Source organism: Bacteroides intestinalis DSM 17393, from assembly GCF_000172175.1.
GTDB lineage: Bacteria > Bacteroidota > Bacteroidia > Bacteroidales > Bacteroidaceae > Bacteroides > Bacteroides intestinalis.
The window spans coordinates 2,178,543-2,197,093 of sequence record NZ_ABJL02000008.1 but is presented as its reverse complement, the minus strand read 5'-3'; the positions used below and the strand labels follow the sequence as shown (position 1 = coordinate 2,197,093).

Sequence of the window (18,551 nt, the reverse complement as noted above, 5' to 3'; positions counted from 1 at the left end):
TAGTGAATTATAAATGAAAGCCTCGCTTGCGCTTAGCCTTTTTCTTTTTCATCAGGCGATTGAACTCTGCTTCTTCTGCGGCAGTGGCATCGTATGATGAACTGCCATTCAACAGACCAAGACCGATACTTGAGCCGTTGTCGGATTGGGAAATGCTTTGCTGCACTTCTTCATCTTTATGCGTGAACCCTTGCTTGGGGTATTCAAATGAAGAAGCACAAGCATTCTGTTTCAATCGGTTGTCGATATTCAAATAGCTGAACTCCCGACTGACCTTTGAGCCGGAGAAAGAAAAACCGTCATACTCAAACTTGACACCCTGTATTTCCCGTGTAGTCCGGCTGACCTTGAATTTCATATCAATGTCACGGTCGGCAAGGGCTTCTTTCAGTTCATCCCAATTTTGAGCTTTGGGCAGCTCCTCTTTCAACGCTTTGTATATCTCGTGCTTTGCCCGGTCGTATGGACGCAAGCGTTCCTCCTTGATATGGTCTTTGCCGTTGGCAAAGTGCAAGCGGTATTTTGCCGTCAGCATCTTACACACCTTTTCATTTCTGTGGAAGTCGTTCTTGTCGCTAATCGTCTTACCGTCATTGTCCACACGATTGAAAACGATGTGGCAATGCGGATGCTCACGGTCGATATGCCGGGCGATGATGTACTGCGTGTTTTCGATGCCCATCAGTTTCATATAGTCATGGGCGATTTGCAACATCAACGCATCATCAGACTTCAGGCGTTCGCCATCTTCAGGAGAGAAGTTGAGTGAGGTGTGTCCGACAATATTCTTTACCTTATCGTTGAGCAACGCCTGTAATTCAAATTGCTCTGCCATCTGTTCAGGTGTACCATCCACTCCGGCTGCTTCCAACAACTTGGATTTCTCCTCTTTCAGAACATACCGGACACAACCACCGAACGATGTTCCTTTGGTTTGCTTACCTATCATCTTTCAGTTGCTTTATAAGTTGGTTAATACGCTGCGCCATCTCCTCGCATCTTTTGGCAACGGCAAAGAAGCCGTAGGTGTTTGCCTGCTTCGCCAACTGGTTAAGATTGGTGCTTTCACCTATCAACTGACGGATGATGTGGATATGCTCTTTCGTGATTCGCTCACGTACCGTTCCATTCTCAATGAGCGAACGGATGACTGCACTTTGTGTCTGCTTGCTCCGTCTGCAAAGCGCACCGAGCCATGCGAATTGGTCGTATGACAGACGGAGAGTTATCGTATATTTCTTTTCCATTTTGAATTGCTTTTAGTGAATAATTTGAGACCATCGGGAGCTGCCTCCTCAGGCTTTTTGAGGAGTAAGTGGTCGGGAAATGTAATACACCGACATTAACTTGCTACAGTAAAAAAGTCTCGATTCCTCTCCCTTTGTTCAAAGTCTGAATCCTCGTTTCTTTGGTGGTGAAACCTTTGGTTGAGGGATGTCTCGTTGTACGCTGATGAGCTTCAAATCGAATGTCTCTATCAGTGTTTTCAAGTTCGGATTCCTCTTAATCATTTGTTGGAGTATGGCTTCATCGGGGCGTACTTTCAACAGATAATCGGCAATGTCGTATCCCTCTTTCCGTTCATTCTCGGTAGCTTTGGCTTCCAGATAATCGAACAGTTGCACATTAATTCCATAGCTTTTCATCAGACTGATTTTGCTCTGCCAATAGTCGGTTGCTCCCAAATCGGGAAATAACACAACGCTTCTTCCTGCAAGAACGGACAGGCTGTTAGCGTTGAAACAACCGTTCTTTCCACCTGATGCAATCCATAAGAATTGGGGTAGGTGGTAGGATGCAATGATTGCCGTTTTTTCGCTTTCGACTAATGCAACTGGACGGCTTTTGTCTTCTGGAAGCAAATGTTCACCGAAGAAACATTGTTTCAAATTATAGTCCTCCTTATGCAGTACGGAGTGTACCCACGTGACATGATTGTACGGTTCTTTTATCCGCTTACCTGTTGTCGGATTGTAAAGCATTATCTTACCAGTGCGGACTCTGTTCTGATAATCCATTTGCCAAAATACGGTTGCACCATCCCAATGTTTGGAAGTACCTACTTTGTATTTCTTCATCAGTTTTAATGTTTCCGCTTCTCCGAATTGGGCCGATAAGAATTGGAACAGTTTATTCTCAGGATAGCGTTGCAATGACTGATTGACTATATCCAAATCAATGTAGGAAGTGGCTTTTGGCTCGACTTCTTTTATAGGCGCATAGCTCCTAAGGTTATCCTCGGACAACTTTTCTTTCTCAGAAGGATGCCGTTCAAAGTAATCACGGGGCGTGAAGTGATAACCACATTTCTGCTCGTGGTCGCAACGCCCCACGTAATCAGGGAACTGGATTCGTTTCTCCGTATCAATGTATTTGGAAAAACATCTTTTGCGGTGGCAGTTCGGGCAAGTATGCCGTGTGCAGACACCTTTGTAAGGTTCTAAAATGAATCTATGTGTACTCATTGTTTGTTTCTTTTTAGGTGTGTCACTTTTGTCGTTATTGTCGTTTTCGCTTGGAAAGTGTCAAAACCGACAAAAATGTCACGGGTTAATCTTTGAATATTCTCCATGTTTCTCTTTGCGGAACAGAGTCCCGATATTGTCATTGAGAAATCGTTGAAATGTCCGCTCCTTCATCCCGTTTTGCTCGGCTATCTGTATGGCTTGGGCTGTCGTAAAGGAAGGAGGCAGCAGATTGACTATCACCTGTTGCTGGCTGTTAAGGGCATTCTCATTCAGAATATTTTGTACGCTCAATGCGGACTCTTTGAAATACTCCGTCAGTTTAATGGCTCTCTCCACCGTCAATAGGTCAATACAAGCCTTGTCACACTCTCCGCAAGTCCATCGTGCCAGTTGGATAATCAGACAAAAGCGGATGATGTATATCTCCAACTTGCAATAGATACTCACGATGGTGTCGTTCGTTTCCCGGTCGCACAACTCAGAGAAATGGTGCTGCCACTCGTAAAGCTGTTTCTTGGCATCTTCTGAGAAGAAGAGAATTTGCGGTTCAATCTCTCCATGTTCATTGAGGTTGCACTCCGATTGTATCAATTTGGCAATGACGTCATTCCACTCTTGCTCTATATCTTCCGGAAGCTCTTTGTCATTCCACCGTGCTTTCTGTTGCAGGTTGGGCATCACAAACAGAATGCGGTCGATAAACCCGTTGCTGGAGCGTTCACCTTTAGCCAACTCGTTCAAGATTTTCTTTTGGATAGTACCAATGACCGATATATACGGACGTTTGATGAAGATGGAACTCTTGGTATTCTTTCGGTCGGACATGGTGGTCTTGGCACTGAACACTGAGAGCCAGAACTGTTCTTCCGAACCGTTGTTATAGCGGTTGAAATTCTTGAACCAAGCGGATAATTCATCTGCCCACAAGCATAGCCCACGTTTGTTTTGTGCATGAATGAGGCTCAAACCTTCGGGCGTTACATCCGAAACCAAGAAGCGTTTGCGGATAGGTTCTTGCGGAAATTGCTCTCCGCCGCTTTCCGCACGTTCCTTGCGGCTCATGCTCATCAACTCATCATACTTGGCAAGAGCCTTTTCAAATTCCTGATTCTGTCGGTAGTCATAATCAAGAAATGGTTTCATTGCAAAACTGAGCGGATGGCTTTTGTTCGCTCCCGGTCTTCCAATCAATGCCATATACAGGATGGGGCTTTCCACCCAACCCTGCTTGATTTGGGCAAGGTGCGTGTTGCCTATGCCGACTGCTATTGCCGTGAGGATGGCTGCGGCAATGTAGTCGGTAGGGTAGTTATGGCATTCGTGAACCTCACGGATGATGCGTTGGATTTTTACTGGGAATATGCTGACGGGAAATGCCGTGCCAGACAATCTTGTACTTAAATCAATTGCTTCATCAATGATGAATGCCGGATTAATAGAATATGTATCCATAGCCCAACCCATTAAAATTGCACCGATGATTTGGGCTTATGGCGGACACCGCTCTGCATATTTGCCAGCATCTCCTCGTATGTTTGCTCGGAAGTCTTTCTACGCCCGTTCTCAATCCAAGCCAGAAGTTCGTCTTCGTAGAAATAGAGCTTCTTCCCTTTCTTATAGGCAGGAAGCAACCCCTTGCGAACCAATGTATAAATGGTAGGCTTGGCTTTTCTAATGATACGGCAAGCATCCTCAATCTCAACCAACACATGTTTGTCTGATGCTGGCGGTTGAAGTTCCGACACCATTCTTTTCAACTCGATGACCTGTTCGGTCAGATAACCTACCGCTTCGGGCAGCTTATCAAATGTTACTGTTTCTTTTTGCATACGTCGCTCGTTTTTAATTGTTCGACGGCAAAGGAAATAGGTGTTTCAATGGTGGAATCATTCACCAAAACATAACTGATGAATAACTTTTTGATGGTAATAAGTGATGATTACAAGAGATTTAGCTACCTTTGTGCTCTATAGCGCAAAAAATATTATGAGAAAATTAGGCAGAATTATCAGAGATATATCAGAACTTATGAATAACCTGTGTCAAGTTGACACGTATCTGAATGATGATAATGAGGAAAACTACAAAAATATAGTTCGTCTTATTGCTAATGGTACAAATTTCGTTGTATATAAGTCTGATGGACAATATCATTTTGCACCAAGTCGATTTGTCGGGTATCTAAATAATGATTTGTTGACACATCTGGTAAAAAAGAATGGGAAGAACGGTAGAGAAACATCTCCTACTATTGATAGTATTATTGGGCACACAAGGGCTTTTAATCAGGCATTAGAAGATGAATATTTAGGATTTTGTGATAGGTTGGGCATTACTCCTAAACATATGGTTAATACTCAAAGAAAATACTGGTTATTAGACAATAAACAGAACAAAATATACACAGAGGAATATTATGAGGGTTCTTTGCAACAAGCATTAGTCAATAGATACGAGCGTAATCCTATTGCTCGTAAAAAATGCATTGAAAAACACGGATGTATATGCCAAGTTTGTGGAATGGACTTTAGCAAAGTGTATGGAGAATTGGGTAATGGATTTATTCATGTACACCACATTGTTCCCATTTCGGCACTGAAAGGGGAAGCGCATAAAATAGAACCTGAAAATGGCCTTGTTCCTGTATGCCCTAATTGCCATGCAATGTTGCATAAAGGCAAACTTAGCATAGAGGAACTTAGAAAGATATTAGGCAAGTGATATTAAGCAATCTTCTTGTCTAATTTAATTCTGCATTCTGATTCCGTATGCGACATTTTGCGCTCAATGGTAGATATTTCCGAATCACGTAGAGTATGAGCAAATACTCTCTTTATAAATGTGGCAGTCTGTAAGCGTGGCTTGCCGAATGCTTTTCCTATATTCCAACCAAAGTGCATAATGTCAATGGTTTTTAATTGAGCATCAACCTTTATTTGTTCAACTTTAGGCAGAGAATCGGATAGGTAGTATTCCGTAATATATCCACATAGACGATTGAGGTCAGTTTCACTAAGATAGAGAATCAAGTTTTGTTTTGTGTATGTGAGAACCTTATCTAACTTTTCTTGTGATGTTCGTTCCTTCTCAGCCATAGCGTTGGCACGGAATATTTCGTATTCTGTTGGCTGGTTGGATTCTTGCATCGATATATCGTTGATGGTAGAAGGTGTGGCTTCTTCTTTTGGAAGTTCTGTCACGTCTTCGTTGAGTTCGGAACACGATGGATTAGAAACTCCTTCTGTTATGTCAGATGTAGTTTCGATTTCAATTTCGGGTTCAGGCTCAGAAATGATAGGTTCTGAATTTATAGCACTTTCAGCAAGTTCCGAGTTTACTGCTGGAACTTCTACGACTACAGCCTTGTTGCGATAGCACTCAAATCTCATAAAGCACTTTTCTATTGTCGGTGAAAGAATTTGACTGAATACCATTTGCAGATTGAGATAGATAGCTCCCATGATAATGGAGCATACCACCAAAATAAGGTAGCTGCTGAACTCGTCCCAACCATAGTGAAGTACGGTTTGGCGGGCTAAAACACCAATGATGGCGATTGTACCAAAAACAATCAGATGCAATGTTATATGTTCTATCTTTTTCAGCTCCATAGTGGTATGTATTAATCGTTTGTGTGCAAATATATAGGATTAATTTTTGAGAAAATTCATAGTTTTGCCTGTTAATGGGCTTTTGACGATATATTTCATCGCTTTTCACTACGTTACACTCCTAATAATAAGCGCATTGCAAATTTCTTGTTTTTGGATGAAAATAGTTGGATAAATAGGCTTGTGTATCTTAAAAACAAAAATTATCTGCATCATTTTGGGTAAACAATGCAGATAATCAATGGGGTATAGAGATATAGCTTATTAGCAATACAATGTATGGCTTGTACCATTGAGATATAACAAGATGTTATACTCTTGTTTACGAGCGACTTTGTTTATTAGCCATTTCCTAAATACAGCGGAATGTCCGGTGTCTATTTGATAGGATAGGGCTATAACCATATTGAGATTATACACATCGGCATTGTTCCCATTCTCCAACTTGATGTACTTGCAAGCTTCGTGGCTCTTCAAAACATTAGCTTTCAGGATTCTCTTGATTGCTATATGGATAGCTCCAGACGTTGTATAAAACAAGTCTGCAAGTTCCCAAGTGGTCATCCACACTTCGCCATCAGAAATATGGATGCATTGTCCGTTGTTGAGTATGATTCCTCGTTTCATAGTTCTATCTATTTGAGTGATATTTTATTGGCTGTTTCTCGCTTCTTGGAATTGACCAAATCGGCATATATTTGAGTTGTGGACACATTCTTATGCGTTAGCATCTTTGATACAGTGTAAATATCTGTGCCTAAGGATATTTGTATGACTGCATACGAATGTCTGAATCCGTGAAAGGTTATCGGTTTCGTTATTCCTGCCTTTTTGAGCCAGCTTTTCAGTGGGTAATTAATCATACTTCGCTTCAAATCCTTGAAAACTTTGCCTGTTCCGGGTGTGCCGCATAGTTCGTAGGCTTCGTAACTGATGGGGAGTGTCGCTTCCGTCTGGGTTTTCTGTGTTCTGATACGTAAACAATAGCCTTGGTCGGGAGCGATAGTGAAGTCTTCCCATTGCAGATTGAGAATGTCGCTGATGCGTAAGCCTGTCAGACAAGCGAATAGAGAAGCGGCTTTCAATACGGGGATGTCGCAAGGAGTGGCAGCGAGTTGCTTCACTTCGTCCAATGTCAAATACTCCTTCTTCACATCTTGTGGCTCAATCTTATCAAGGTAATCATTGATGTTCTCCCGAAACCATTTGTCCCGATAGGCAATCTTCAACAATCCTCTGAAGGTAGAGTAGTAGCCGGATGCCGAATTGAGGGATATAGGACGGTTGCTGTGTTTGAGTTGCTTGGCATTCAGCAAGTATTCACGGAACTTTTTGCATAAATCCACATTCACATCGCCAAAGGTACATTGCCCTTTGACGAAGTTGTAGAAATGCTGATAGACGAACTGCCATTTCTGGTCTTTATTCCGGCACATTTTCTTGAAGTAGGCAAGGAAATCGGCTTTCTGCTTGGTCTTGTCTAAGAAACCGAACTCTTCGTTGATGAGCGATTGTACCCGGATGCAGCGGATAGCCTCTGCCTTGTTCAGCATATCATTGTTGAACTCCCGTTCCATCTCGTTTTTCGGGTGAGCATAGATGTAGATGCCAAGGTATTCTCTGCGGCTCATCTGCATCGTTTCGGGGTTACGGACTGCCGGATAATAATCCAGATACAAGGAGATACGATTATTCCGAATCTCTCTCTGACGAACTGTTACTTTTGTACACGTGTGTGTCATACTGTTTAATATTTAGAGTTTTACATTTGTTTGGTGCAAAGGAATAAGGTGATTCAATGGTGGGTACATTCACCGAAAAATAACTTATTCAATCTTTGGAGCAGCAAGCAACCTATCCAGCTCAGGCTTGGAGATAAGTGTGTATTTACCTTTCTTGACCTTTGGGATATTATGGTACTTGGCATAATGATAGAGTTGGTCTCGGGTAAGGTTGAACTTCTCCATCGCTTCAGCTACCGTATAATATTGCGGTTCTTCGGGTGCAGTAATACCTTTGACAATATCCACATGCTTCTTGGAATAGTACACCATGATGCCCTCTTTCTTCTTCGGAATGGCATTCTTGGAAACGAAACAATAGATTGCGGACAAAGTCATACCGAACTTCTCCTGCATTTCTTGGGTGCTATACCATTCGGTAATGTCTGGATTTGGGGCTTTCTTGGCGAAGTAAGCATCTATATGTTTCTTGCTCCAGTAGGTCTTGCCACGATTGAAAGTTCGGGGGATGTTATTCTTCTTGGCTACCACAAATATCCATGACTCGTTTACATGGTATTTCTCTTTCACTTCGGCAGTGGTATAGAAGTCGGTGATAGGGGATTTCTCTTTTGTTGGTGTCTTCTCGTTTTCGGGCGAAAGATAGTCTGTCATGTTTTCTATATCAGCTCTGCGAACAAGCGTTTTCCTTTCAAATCGGATTACTTTGATTGTTCCATTGCGGATATAGCGATATATAGAAGTACGCCCAATATTTAATAACTCGGCTACTTCTGATGGAGTAAGATACTCCTTGTTCAAATTAGGAGGTGTCTTTATGCTTTTCCCTAATTCGTGTTGCAGACTTTCAATGCGCTGTTTCCTAACCCTGTCTTTGTAGGCAAGATTGGCGCATCGGTGTGAACAATACTCTGTGGTGGTCTTATGGGCTGTGAAAACAGCATTGCACCACTTACATCTTTTCTGAATGTCGATTTTACTACTCATTATTTATCCGTTTATTTCGCCAAATCTGTTTCATCGCGTACCACCACGTACCATGACGTACCAGTGTGTCCACGACCTTTCCGACCTAAAATCGGAGAGTAACAAGCGAGCAACAAATGCGGTACAAAAATGAGCTGAAAAAGCCCTATAAACGATAACCATCGCTTATAAGGCTAAAAAGAAAGGCGCTCAAAATGAACGCCTTGATAATCGTTGATGATATATGCTAATCGTTGGTAATCACCACTTATTTGCCGATGCAAAAATGTTGAAATATATTTTGTAGCACCATATCATTCGTCACCTCCCCCGCGATGTCGCTCAAATGGAAGATGCATTCCCTGATGTCCTGGGCCACGAAGTCCCCTGAAAGATTGTTTGCCAATCCCTGTTGTACGCGTCTGATGGCTTCTAAAGCATGCGTGAGGGCTTCGTAATGGCGGGCATTGGTCACTATCACGTCGTTCTGGGTTATCGTAGGCAGATTGGCGGCGGCTATAAGTTTCTTCTGAAGCACATCCGTATTTTGCCTTTTCTTGGCGGAAATAAAAATACATTCGGCGTCAGGAATGATGGAAGAGGCCGCAGAAAGCACCTCATCAGAATGAGCCGTGCCCGACAAATCCGATTTGTTGAATACCAATATCAAATGCTTTCTTTCCAGACGCGGAAGTATCTGCCCCGATAGCTGATTCATTTGCGACGTTGCGTCCGTTGCATCAATCATCCAAAGCACGATCTCCGCTTGTTCCAGTTTTTGGAACGTGCGCTCTATGCCCAGACTCTCAATCGTATCATTGGTTTCGCGGATACCTGCCGTGTCAATGAAACGGAAAGTAATACCGCCGATATTGGTCGTGTCTTCAATCACGTCGCGCGTAGTGCCGTGAATGTCGCTCACGATAGCCTTGTCCTCGTTCAGCAATACATTGAGAAGCGTTGATTTCCCGGCATTCGTTTCGCCGATGATGGCTACCGGTACGCCGTTTTTGATCGCATTTCCTACGCTGAACGAATGTACCAGTCGGGAAATGACTCCTTCGATGTGATCCGCCAATCGGTAAAGCTCCGTTCTGTCCGCAAACTCCAACTCTTCATGGTCGCTGAAATCCAGTTCCAGTTCAATCAGTGAAGTGAAGTGTAGCAACTGGTTGCGTAGCTCCGTAAGCTCCTTACTGAATCCGCCACGCATCTGGCTCATGGCAAGGCGGTGGGTGGCGGCAGATGAAGAAGCAATCAGGTCCGCCACGGCTTCGGCCTGGCTCAAATCCATCTTTCCATTGAGAAAGGCGCGTTGCGTGTATTCCCCCGGTCCCGCCAGGCGGCAACCGTGCTTGATGAGCAATTGTAAAACCTGTTGCAAGATATAACTCGAACCGTGGCAGGTGATCTCCGTACTATCTTCGCCCGTGTAAGAGTGCGGGGCGCGAAACAGGCTGACAAGAACCTCGTCGATAATTTCTTCTCCATCGTGTATCTTCCCGAAAGTCAGTGTATAAGGTTTGCAATCTGCCAGCGCTTTACCGGATTTTGCCGGGGTGAAAATGTGGCTGGTGATACGAATGGCGTCCGCTCCTGAGACGCGAATGCTTCCGATTGCTCCTCCTTGGGCCGTGGCAATGGCACAGATGGTATCCTGATTCATCATAAAAATTGTTATTTGAGTTGCAAAGATAGCCTTTTGGGGCAAAAAATTGTATATTACTTACTCTTTTTTATTACATTTGCTCAATTTTCGTAGCCTTTACATGATACACTTTGTTATTATGGCGCAAGACAAAATAAAAATGCATGATTCCTCTTCTCATACTACCGAGAAAGACGAGAACACGGAACTACTGAAAGAGAAATTATTGAAGGTCAACTCCGTTCTGGCTGCCCATCAAATTGCTCTCTGGGAGATAAATGTCAATACCCTGGAGTGCACTTTCACTCAGGAATATTTCGAAAGTTTAGGCTTGGATAAAGTCGGCATCTGTTATCAGAATTTGGAAGAGTTCTGTAGCTTTGTGCATCCCGATGATAAGCATTTGGTGTCGTTGGATGGCTTTCAAAAGAAATTGGATGGCTTTGAAGAGTCCAAAGTCTTACGCGTGCGTTGCGTAGGTGCGCATGGCGAAATAGTCTGGTTGGAGGACCACCTCTTATCTGTAGAGAAAGATAGAAGTGGAAATCCGAAAAGCCTCTTATGCTATACCGTGAATGTCACCGGGCAGTGCGAACGCGAAACGCGCATATCGCGCATGGAAGAGCGAAACCGGAAGATAATACAGGCATTGCCTGAATTCATCTTCATCTTTGATGAAAATTTCTTCCTCACCGACGTGTTAATGTCTTCTGACACCATTTTGCTCCATCCCGTTGAACAGCTACGGGGAGCGGATGGGCGCACCATCTATTCTCCCGAAGTCAGCGACCTGTTTCTACGGAACATACGTCAATGCCTCGAAGACGGGGAGTTGAAGGAGATAGAGTATCCCCTGGATGTGGATGATTGCGAAAGGCATTATTTCCAGGCACGCATCGCTCCGTTCGAAGATAATAAAGTGATGGCATTGATACACGATATCGGTGACAGGGTGCAACGCTCCAATGAACTCATCGAGGCGAAGCAGCGGGCAGAAGAGGCCGACCGCATGAAATCGGTGTTCTTGGCCAATATGAGCCACGAGATCCGCACTCCTTTGAATGCTATCGTGGGATTCTCTGAAATCATAGCTTTGACGGAAGATGAAGTGGAGAAAGCCGAATACCTGAACATCATCCAGAAGAATAGCAACCTGTTGTTGCAACTCATAAATGACATTCTGGACCTTTCCCGTATCGAGTCGGGAAAATCGGAAATGAACTTCCAGTTGGTCGAAATGACCGGACTGATTGACGAAGTGGAGAAAGTGCATCGCCTGAAAATGAAAACGGGCATCCGACTGAATGTGATATGTCCCGATGAGGAAATCTGGATTATGGTGGACCGGAACAGGATTACGCAAGTGCTGTTCAACTTTCTCTCTAATGCCATTAAGAATACCCATGAAGGGACCATCACCTTGGGGTTGGAGGTCTGCGGAGAATGGTTGAAGGTGTATGTAACGGATACCGGTTGCGGCATTGCGAAGGAGAAATTGCCCTTGATTTTCAACCGTTTCGAAAAGCTGAACGATTTTGTTCAGGGCACGGGTCTGGGGCTCCCCATCTGCCAGAGCATCGTGGAGAGATTGGGAGGAAAGATTTCCGTAGAGTCCGAAGTAGGAGTGGGGAGCACTTTCGTGATGACCCTTCCTTACCGCCAGTTTGTGTTGGGAGCGGATGGTGAACCTGTTGAAATCAATGCCCACGTAGAGCGAAGATCAGACGGCAGGAAGAAAATTCTGATAGCTGAAGATACGGAGTCTAACTTTATGCAGATAAACATTTTGCTGAAGAAGGACTACACCATTTCGTGGGTTACCAATGGCGAAGAGGCCGTAAATAGTTTCTTGCGTGAGCGTCCCGACCTGATATTGATGGACATCCGCATGCCGGTGATGAACGGTATTCAGGCTACGGAAAAGATACGTACCATCGACATCGATTTGCCTATCGTTGCGGTGACGGCCAATGCTTTCCTGATAGAGCAACAACAAGCATTAGCCGCCGGGTGCAATGATATTATTGCCAAACCATATACTTACGAAAGATTGAAGGAAACAATCATCAAGTATATTTGAGTGGGTGTTTCTTAAATTCTGTCCAGTACGGTTTTTATCAAAGTGTCAATCGTATTCTTGTAGCCCGTATTGGCTTCTTTAATCAACCGGTTGGCTATGACCATGCATACCGTGGTCGCCTTATGTCCCATCAGGCGGCTCAAACCGGCCAGTGCGGAGCTTTCCATCTCGAAGTTCGTAATGCGATAGCCATTGTATTCAAAGTTCTCGATCTTTTCATTTTGCTTCGGGTCAGCCAGCGGAATACGTAGTTCGCGTCCTTGCGGGCCAAAGAAACCACTGGCGGCAATCGTTACACCGCGTACCATATTGTCTCCGGCAATGCGCTCTATCAGTTCGGCATTGGCGTCGATCACGTACGGAGCAGGTGCGCACATATTCCCCGACCATCCCATGTGGTTCAGGAATGCACGCTCAAATGGCAGGTCGCACACTTCATTGCGCCCTGAATAGAAGTTCAGCAGGCCATCGAAACCAATGGACTTTTGCGAGCAGATAAATGTACCTACGGGCGTATTCGGTTGCAAACCGCCACAAGTACCGATGCGCACCAGTTCTAACTGGCGAAGTTGGGGCTTTTCTTCACGTGTGTTGAAGTCGATGTTGGCCAAGGCGTCCAGTTCGTTCATCACAATGTCGATGTTGTCGCAACCAATACCCGTAGAAACCACCGTGATGCGTTTGCCCTTGTAGGTACCTGTAATGGTTTTGAACTCGCGGCTTTCCACTTCACATTCTTTATTCTCAAGGTGTGAGCCTACCAGTGCCACTCTGCCCGGGTCGCCCACTAGGATTACTTTGTCTGCCAGCCACTCGGGCTTTACGTGCAGATGAAAAACTGAACCGTCATCATTGATAATAAGTTCGGAAGATGCAAAATACTTTTTCATATTCTGGATTTTTTGGTTGATACGTTTATAAATAGAAAACGCCGGAACGGGATTACTGTTCACCGGTTCCGACGTTTTTCTGGGGCTATAATTCTACCGGTTATTTACTCAACGGCTGATTTGAGTTGTTTCCCGATGGTTTGGCTATGGTTTCGCGCATGGAAGTATCAGCTTCGATGTTCTTCATCCGATAATAATCCATGATGCCCAGGTTGCCGTTACGGAATGCTTCTGCCATGGCCTTAGGTACTTCGGCTTCTGCCTCGATCACCTTGGCGCGTGCTTCCTGAGCTTTCGCCTTCATTTCCTGTTCGCTGGCCACGGCCATTGCACGGCGTTCCTCAGCTTTGGCCTGGGCGATATTCTTATCGGCATTTGCCTGGTCTATCTGCAAAGCCGCACCGATGTTCTTACCTATATCGATATCAGCGATATCAATGGACAGGATTTCGAAAGCCGTACCGGCATCCAGACCTTTGCGGAGCACAAGTTTGGAGATTGAATCCGGGTTTTCCAATACTGACTTGTGGTTTTCGGACGAACCGATGGAAGATACGATACCTTCGCCTACACGGGCCAGGATAGTGTCTTCACCGGCACCACCCACCAACTGGCGGATATTGGCGCGTACCGTTACACGGGCTTTGGCTATCAACTGGATACCATCTTTTGCTACGGCGGTCACCGGAGGAGTATCGATCACCTTCGGGTTTACCGACATCTGAACGGCTTCGAACACATCACGTCCGGCAAGGTCGATTGCGGTAGCCATCTGGAAGGATAATTCAATATTAGCTTTAGAGGCGGATACCAAGGCGTGCACCACTCTTTCTACATGTCCACCAGCCAAGTAGTGAGCTTCCAGCTCGTCGCGGGTAATGTTGCTCAATCCGGCTTTGTGTGCTTCAATCATACCCGGTACAATGATGTAGGGAGGTACGTTACGGATACGCATTAAAAACAATTGCACCAATGAAATCCTGACTCCCGAAACTTTGGCGGACAACCATAGGAAGAAAGGAACATAGTGGAAGAACAGTACGATGAAGATAATGCCTCCTATCACAAGAAAGGCAGTAAGGTACATAGTGTCTACGTTCATGATTTATAAGATATTAAGTGTGAATATTAGTCTTTTTTCTTTTCTACCATGATAACGCCGTCCGTAATACGGTTTACAATGATAGGGGTTTTTTCATTCAGGAATCCGTCCATGGATTTCACTTCCACGATGTTGCCGTCTATTTCGGCATTGCCGATCAGTGCCAGGCGTGTAATGGCCACACCCGTATCGCCTACTTTTACTTGATCCGCAGCCGTACGGTCCACCTTCGATGTGATATTCTTCTTCAACGCCACTTTATCCAAGGTCTTGGAGCGCATGAAGAGTATCAATGAGCCTATGCAGGCTATTGCCGATACACCGAGCGTGATGAAACCAGCCGTTGTACCCAGATAGGCAAAGGCATAGTAGTTGGCATAGATCATGCAAGCTCCGGCCAGAATTCCGGCTATGCTGATGCCCGGGATGACGAACAGTTCTACCAAGAACAGGATAACTGCCGCAACAATGAGTACAATGATGATAAGTATGTCCATAGTTTTCTATTTAAAGGATTGTTTTTCTGTATTACGCACTTCAATGGCGGCCTTCTCCAATTCACCTGATAATTGTTGTATCTGCTTTTCCAGGTCGAGTATGGCGGGAGCCAGTTTGGCTTTATCGCTTTCCTTGGCACGGGAGTACAAGGAACGTTGCTCTTCCAATTTGTTTTGCTGCTCTTTGAAAGCCTTTTCTAATTGGAGGTATTTGCCGAACAGTTTTTTGACCTGAGGAGATTTGAAATCACTTTGTTGATAATAAGTATTCTGGTCATCGATTACAAACTCAAACTCATGACTTTTCGTGGTTTGTGGCTTTTCATCGAATGCGGCTTGTAGTCGATGTTTGGCATCGGCTACGGCATCCTGATCCGTCCACGTATCTTTCAGAGAATGAATCCGGGCAAGCCCGATTGCTTTTTTCGGGTCCATTGCTTCATAATTATATACCCTTTTGGAAGAATTTGGAATGAATACATAAATGCAAACTTTTCCTTCCGGCTGGTAACGGTCGGAGGCAAACCATCCGAGATTATTATATTCGTCGATAACGAACATATAGTCATTATAGGGAGAGTTGAACGGCATACCCACATTTTCCGGAGTGAGGTAGGTGTTCGTGTTGGTATTGTAACGGGTGACGAATATGTCGTAACCACCTATCGAATTTTCACCATCCGCGGCATAATAGATGGTGATGCCATCTGTCAATACATACGGATAGTTGGCATTGATGGAATCATTTATACTACTGGGTAGCAAGCTACCTTTGCCCCATTCGCCCTGCATTTTGTTACGCGAGAGGATGCTGAGTTTACCGTCCGGTTGGCGCTCACCATAATAAATCTTATTGCCGAGTTCCGTTTCATATACGGTAGCCTCAACTTCTGCCTCATTCTGGAAGAAATCATTGTACATGAATAGTTTACCGGACTCAGGACTAATTTTATAAGCTTCCAGAAAACGACCTTTGTCTATTACGATGCTATCGATAATGCAAACTTCTTCAACCCCTTTCAACATGCGGAAATTGGCTTTACTTTTCTCCAATAGCTTTTCGGCTTCTGCGGTCGGCCTTTTCCGTTTGGCCAGGTCGCTGATGTAGTCTTCGTAGCATTTGATGGCATCTTCAAAGCGATACAGGTCATTGTAATTTCGCGCCAGATACAGTTGTCCACTGGGCACCCGTCTTTTTACGGCGGTTTCCAGATATTTCAAAGCTACTTCTGGTTCTCCTGTTTCCAGGCAACATACGCCGTACCATAAGTTATAATTTCCATTTGCCGGTTGTGTCTTTACGAGTTTCTGGAAAATCGGTTTGGCTTTCTCGTATTGCCCTTGATTGTAGAAAGCTCTCGCTTCCTCCAACGTCTGTGCCGATACACCGACTAATGTGAGACAAAATAGAAGGAGTAAAATATATCTCTTTTTCATGCTAGTTATCCAACTTACAAATTCGAATGTTCAAAAATACAAATTAATCGGGAATAATGCTGATTTCCGTTATTCTATTATGTTAATTCTTCTTTAAATCATTCTTTTCTCTTACTTTTGCAACCGCAAATCTTATGTAGTGTTATGGCTCAATTCACCAAAGAAGAGAAAACCGTCCGCCGCATTGAAAAGCGGTTTAGTAAAGGACTGGTAGAATATGGTCTGATAGAGGATGGGGATAAGATCCTTATCGGGCTTTCGGGTGGCAAAGATTCTTTGGCATTAGTGGAGCTATTGGCAAGACGCGCCCGAATTTTTAAGCCCAGATTTGCGGTGGTTGCCGTCCATGTAGTGATGAAGAATATTCCGTATCAGAGTGACCTGACATATCTTCGTGATTATGTAGAGTCATGGGGAATCCCTTTTGTATTGTATGAAACGGAATTTGATGCAAGTACAGATACACGCAAATCACCTTGTTTCCTTTGTTCATGGAATAGGCGCAAGGCCTTGTTCACGGTGGCTAAGGAGCAGGGATGCAACAAGATAGCATTGGGACATCATATGGATGATATTCTGGAAACGCTATTGATGAATATCACTTTTCAGGGGGCATTCAGTTCCATGCCGCCCCGCTTGGTAATGAAGAAATTTGATATGACGATTATTCGGCCGATGTGTTTGGTACATGAGGTTGATTTGCTGGAACTGGCCCAAATAAGAGGGTATCGTAAGCAGGTGAAGAATTGTCCTTATGAGGCGCAATCTCACCGTAGTAATATGAAAGATATTCTACATCAGTTGGAAGCTATGAACCCGGAAGCTCGCTATAGTCTTTGGGGAAGTATGGCAAATGTTCAGGAGGAACTTCTTCCTCAGAAAATTGATAATTTAGATTAATCACCCCTTAAATATTCATCACTGAAATGAAAGGTCTTTATACGATTCTGCTTTTAATAGTGTCTAATGTCTTTATGACTTTTGCATGGTATGGTCATCTGAAGTTGCAAGATATGAAAGTGATTACTAATTGGCCGCTTTACGCCATAATCTTATTTTCATGGAGTATCGCTCTTGCGGAGTATAATAAAACGGAAAAACCCAACTGGAAATTTAACACTTTACGTTGATATATAATAATGTATAGTAGAATTAGAATAATATGAAAGCTCTCTACACGATTTTATTGCTTATAGTATCGAATGTCTTCATGACTTTTGCTTGGTATGGTCATTTGAAGATGAAACAGGAATATTCTTGGTTTGCAGCTCTTCCATTGATAGGGGTAATAGCCTTTAGTTGGTCAATTGCTTTTTTTGAGTATTCTTGTCAAATTCCAGCGAATCGCATTGGATATATTGGTAATGGAGGACCATTTTCATTGATGCAGTTGAAAGTTCTTCAAGAAGTAATAACTCTTATTATATTCACTGTCTTTACAACTGTATTCTTTAAAGGTGAAGCTTTGCACTGGAATCATATAGCTGCTTTTGTTTGCTTGATATTGGCTGTTTATTTTGTATTTATGAAATAGTTGTAGAAAAGAGCAGCATAAGAGTTCCCTTAAATGCTGCTCCGTATTTGAGTTAACCTAATGCTATTTGATGGAATTTATCTAAATGTTTAGCCCAATATTTCCCTTTGGTAGTAGCCATTCTATTAGGGTCTGGGATAATATCAACTCGCTCCAAATCCAACCTGTCTGCATCAAAACAAGTATCAATGGTTATATTTCCTGTTTTGAGTGTTGTCGTATGCAATTCACAAGCCTTTGATAGCATATAAAACTCATCTTCTGTAATATCTTTTAATAGAGAGTGCCTAATCTCACACAGCATTTTAGTAGCTCTTACTCCATGTTGAATATCTCTGTCATTATCAATTCTACATTTATCATGTAGGTAAGCAAATAATCTGACTACTGTTATATTTACTTTTGAGGTAGCAAGTAACAATCCATTACGTTCTACTCTTTGCCAATGTGATAACCCATGAATATTTCCAAGTTTCCATCCTTGTAGGGCAAACTTTTTTACAGGCTCTATCTCAAATGATGAAACTTCCTGCAACGAAAGGTTATTCTTCTTTCTATAAAACCAATCAAACATAA

Annotated in this window: 20 protein-coding genes; 5 read left to right on the top strand and 15 right to left on the bottom strand. The window is 43.5% G+C overall.

The features are described from left to right. Positions 1–7: 7 nt before the first annotated feature. The 5 genes from BACINT_RS18370 to BACINT_RS18350 form a co-directional block, all read right to left on the bottom strand. Complete coding sequence (locus BACINT_RS18370) at positions 8–949, bottom strand: relaxase/mobilization nuclease domain-containing protein (protein WP_007665799.1); 942 nt, start codon at positions 947–949, stop codon at positions 8–10. Further along, positions 939–1,247: a MobC family plasmid mobilization relaxosome protein gene (locus BACINT_RS18365; protein WP_007665797.1), complete on the bottom strand. Its 309-nt coding sequence runs from the start codon at positions 1,245–1,247 to the stop codon at positions 939–941. The genes BACINT_RS18370 and BACINT_RS18365 overlap by 11 nt, the downstream gene beginning before the upstream one ends. A 138-nt stretch (positions 1,248–1,385) precedes the next feature. Beyond that, the gene (locus BACINT_RS18360; protein ID WP_036633150.1) at positions 1,386–2,465 is read right to left on the bottom strand and encodes a DUF6371 domain-containing protein; all 1,080 of its coding nucleotides are present in this window, start codon (positions 2,463–2,465) and stop codon (positions 1,386–1,388) included. A 78-nt stretch (positions 2,466–2,543) separates the two neighbouring features. Continuing rightward, complete coding sequence (locus BACINT_RS18355) at positions 2,544–3,920, bottom strand: DUF3987 domain-containing protein (RefSeq protein WP_044155358.1); 1,377 nt, start codon at positions 3,918–3,920, stop codon at positions 2,544–2,546. A gap of 11 nt (positions 3,921–3,931) precedes the next feature. Then, a complete protein-coding gene (locus BACINT_RS18350) occupies positions 3,932–4,297 on the bottom strand; it encodes a helix-turn-helix domain-containing protein (protein ID WP_007665790.1) in 366 nt (121 codons plus the stop codon). 157 nt (positions 4,298–4,454) lie between these two features. On the opposite strand from BACINT_RS18350, the gene BACINT_RS18345 reads away from it, so the two are divergent. Beyond that, on the top strand, positions 4,455–5,189 hold the full coding sequence (locus BACINT_RS18345) for an HNH endonuclease (protein WP_157448665.1): 735 nt from the start codon (positions 4,455–4,457) through the stop codon (positions 5,187–5,189). A gap of 2 nt (positions 5,190–5,191) precedes the next feature. Here BACINT_RS18345 and BACINT_RS18340 read toward each other — a convergent pair whose 3' ends face one another. The 5 genes from BACINT_RS18340 to mnmE all read right to left on the bottom strand — a co-directional run bounded on the left by BACINT_RS18340 (position 5,192) and on the right by mnmE (position 10,453). Then, on the bottom strand, positions 5,192–6,079 hold the full coding sequence (locus tag BACINT_RS18340; RefSeq protein WP_007665784.1) for a hypothetical protein: 888 nt from the start codon (positions 6,077–6,079) through the stop codon (positions 5,192–5,194). A gap of 264 nt (positions 6,080–6,343) precedes the next feature. Beyond that, positions 6,344–6,706, bottom strand: a complete 363-nt coding sequence (locus tag BACINT_RS18335) for a hypothetical protein (RefSeq protein ID WP_007665782.1) — start codon at positions 6,704–6,706, stop codon at positions 6,344–6,346. An 8-nt stretch (positions 6,707–6,714) separates the two neighbouring features. Next, positions 6,715–7,821, bottom strand: a complete 1,107-nt coding sequence (locus BACINT_RS18330; protein WP_036633146.1) for a site-specific integrase — start codon at positions 7,819–7,821, stop codon at positions 6,715–6,717. 84 nt (positions 7,822–7,905) lie between these two features. Continuing rightward, complete coding sequence (locus tag BACINT_RS18325) at positions 7,906–8,808, bottom strand: helix-turn-helix domain-containing protein (RefSeq protein ID WP_007665778.1); 903 nt, start codon at positions 8,806–8,808, stop codon at positions 7,906–7,908. 247 nt (positions 8,809–9,055) lie between these two features. Next, a complete protein-coding gene (gene mnmE, locus BACINT_RS18320; protein ID WP_044155357.1) occupies positions 9,056–10,453 on the bottom strand; it encodes a tRNA uridine-5-carboxymethylaminomethyl(34) synthesis GTPase MnmE in 1,398 nt (465 codons plus the stop codon). Positions 10,454–10,556: 103 nt separating this feature from the next. On the opposite strand from mnmE, the gene BACINT_RS18315 reads away from it, so the two are divergent. Continuing rightward, positions 10,557–12,515: a PAS domain-containing hybrid sensor histidine kinase/response regulator gene (locus tag BACINT_RS18315; protein ID WP_007665774.1), complete on the top strand. Its 1,959-nt coding sequence runs from the start codon at positions 10,557–10,559 to the stop codon at positions 12,513–12,515. A gap of 11 nt (positions 12,516–12,526) precedes the next feature. On the opposite strand, the gene BACINT_RS18310 is transcribed toward BACINT_RS18315, so the two are convergent. From BACINT_RS18310 to BACINT_RS18295, 4 genes are all read right to left on the bottom strand, one after another. Next, positions 12,527–13,405, bottom strand: coding sequence for a nucleoside phosphorylase (locus BACINT_RS18310; RefSeq protein WP_044155356.1), 879 nt, complete (start codon positions 13,403–13,405; stop codon positions 12,527–12,529). 100 nt (positions 13,406–13,505) lie between these two features. Continuing rightward, positions 13,506–14,507: a flotillin-like protein FloA gene (gene floA / locus BACINT_RS18305; protein WP_007213154.1), complete on the bottom strand. Its 1,002-nt coding sequence runs from the start codon at positions 14,505–14,507 to the stop codon at positions 13,506–13,508. A gap of 26 nt (positions 14,508–14,533) precedes the next feature. Beyond that, the gene (locus BACINT_RS18300; protein WP_007215881.1) at positions 14,534–15,004 is read right to left on the bottom strand and encodes an NfeD family protein; all 471 of its coding nucleotides are present in this window, start codon (positions 15,002–15,004) and stop codon (positions 14,534–14,536) included. A 6-nt stretch (positions 15,005–15,010) separates the two neighbouring features. Further along, entirely contained in the window at positions 15,011–16,441 is a 1,431-nt protein-coding gene (locus BACINT_RS18295) for a tetratricopeptide repeat protein (RefSeq protein WP_007665770.1), read from the bottom strand. A gap of 144 nt (positions 16,442–16,585) precedes the next feature. On the opposite strand from BACINT_RS18295, the gene BACINT_RS18290 reads away from it, so the two are divergent. Genes BACINT_RS18290 through BACINT_RS18280 form a run of 3 tightly spaced genes read left to right on the top strand, consistent with a single transcriptional unit; the run spans position 16,586 to position 17,975 of the window. Then, complete coding sequence (locus tag BACINT_RS18290; RefSeq protein WP_007665768.1) at positions 16,586–17,341, top strand: ATP-binding protein; 756 nt, start codon at positions 16,586–16,588, stop codon at positions 17,339–17,341. Between the two features lie 26 nt (positions 17,342–17,367). Beyond that, positions 17,368–17,571, top strand: coding sequence for a DMT family protein (locus BACINT_RS18285; protein ID WP_007665765.1), 204 nt, complete (start codon positions 17,368–17,370; stop codon positions 17,569–17,571). Positions 17,572–17,603: 32 nt separating this feature from the next. Continuing rightward, positions 17,604–17,975: a DMT family protein gene (locus BACINT_RS18280; RefSeq protein WP_007665762.1), complete on the top strand. Its 372-nt coding sequence runs from the start codon at positions 17,604–17,606 to the stop codon at positions 17,973–17,975. 52 nt (positions 17,976–18,027) lie between these two features. On the opposite strand, the gene BACINT_RS18275 is transcribed toward BACINT_RS18280, so the two are convergent. Further along, positions 18,028–18,549, bottom strand: coding sequence for a hypothetical protein (locus BACINT_RS18275; protein ID WP_007665761.1), 522 nt, complete (start codon positions 18,547–18,549; stop codon positions 18,028–18,030). Positions 18,550–18,551 lie beyond the last annotated feature (2 nt).

What these genes read in the sequence shown, in the direction of transcription:
- BACINT_RS18275 (WP_007665761.1), bottom strand. Translation starts at nt 18,549, where the DNA reads ATGTTTGATTGGTTTTATAGAAAGAAGAATAACCTTTCGTTGCAGGAA.
- BACINT_RS18300 (WP_007215881.1), bottom strand. Translation starts at nt 15,004, where the DNA reads ATGGACATACTTATCATCATTGTACTCATTGTTGCGGCAGTTATCCTG.
- BACINT_RS18365 (WP_007665797.1), bottom strand. Translation starts at nt 1,247, where the DNA reads ATGGAAAAGAAATATACGATAACTCTCCGTCTGTCATACGACCAATTC.
- BACINT_RS18330 (WP_036633146.1), bottom strand. Translation starts at nt 7,821, where the DNA reads ATGACACACACGTGTACAAAAGTAACAGTTCGTCAGAGAGAGATTCGG.
- BACINT_RS18285 (WP_007665765.1), top strand. Translation starts at nt 17,368, where the DNA reads ATGAAAGGTCTTTATACGATTCTGCTTTTAATAGTGTCTAATGTCTTT.
- BACINT_RS18340 (WP_007665784.1), bottom strand. Translation starts at nt 6,079, where the DNA reads ATGGAGCTGAAAAAGATAGAACATATAACATTGCATCTGATTGTTTTT.
- BACINT_RS18360 (WP_036633150.1), bottom strand. Translation starts at nt 2,465, where the DNA reads ATGAGTACACATAGATTCATTTTAGAACCTTACAAAGGTGTCTGCACA.
- BACINT_RS18325 (WP_007665778.1), bottom strand. Translation starts at nt 8,808, where the DNA reads ATGAGTAGTAAAATCGACATTCAGAAAAGATGTAAGTGGTGCAATGCT.
- BACINT_RS18280 (WP_007665762.1), top strand. Translation starts at nt 17,604, where the DNA reads ATGAAAGCTCTCTACACGATTTTATTGCTTATAGTATCGAATGTCTTC.
- mnmE (WP_044155357.1), bottom strand. Translation starts at nt 10,453, where the DNA reads ATGAATCAGGATACCATCTGTGCCATTGCCACGGCCCAAGGAGGAGCA.
- BACINT_RS18315 (WP_007665774.1), top strand. Translation starts at nt 10,557, where the DNA reads ATGATACACTTTGTTATTATGGCGCAAGACAAAATAAAAATGCATGAT.
- BACINT_RS18290 (WP_007665768.1), top strand. Translation starts at nt 16,586, where the DNA reads ATGGCTCAATTCACCAAAGAAGAGAAAACCGTCCGCCGCATTGAAAAG.
- BACINT_RS18345 (WP_157448665.1), top strand. Translation starts at nt 4,455, where the DNA reads ATGAGAAAATTAGGCAGAATTATCAGAGATATATCAGAACTTATGAAT.
- BACINT_RS18350 (WP_007665790.1), bottom strand. Translation starts at nt 4,297, where the DNA reads ATGCAAAAAGAAACAGTAACATTTGATAAGCTGCCCGAAGCGGTAGGT.
- BACINT_RS18370 (WP_007665799.1), bottom strand. Translation starts at nt 949, where the DNA reads ATGATAGGTAAGCAAACCAAAGGAACATCGTTCGGTGGTTGTGTCCGG.
- BACINT_RS18295 (WP_007665770.1), bottom strand. Translation starts at nt 16,441, where the DNA reads ATGAAAAAGAGATATATTTTACTCCTTCTATTTTGTCTCACATTAGTC.
- floA (WP_007213154.1), bottom strand. Translation starts at nt 14,507, where the DNA reads ATGAACGTAGACACTATGTACCTTACTGCCTTTCTTGTGATAGGAGGC.
- BACINT_RS18310 (WP_044155356.1), bottom strand. Translation starts at nt 13,405, where the DNA reads ATGAAAAAGTATTTTGCATCTTCCGAACTTATTATCAATGATGACGGT.
- BACINT_RS18355 (WP_044155358.1), bottom strand. Translation starts at nt 3,920, where the DNA reads ATGGATACATATTCTATTAATCCGGCATTCATCATTGATGAAGCAATT.
- BACINT_RS18335 (WP_007665782.1), bottom strand. Translation starts at nt 6,706, where the DNA reads ATGAAACGAGGAATCATACTCAACAACGGACAATGCATCCATATTTCT.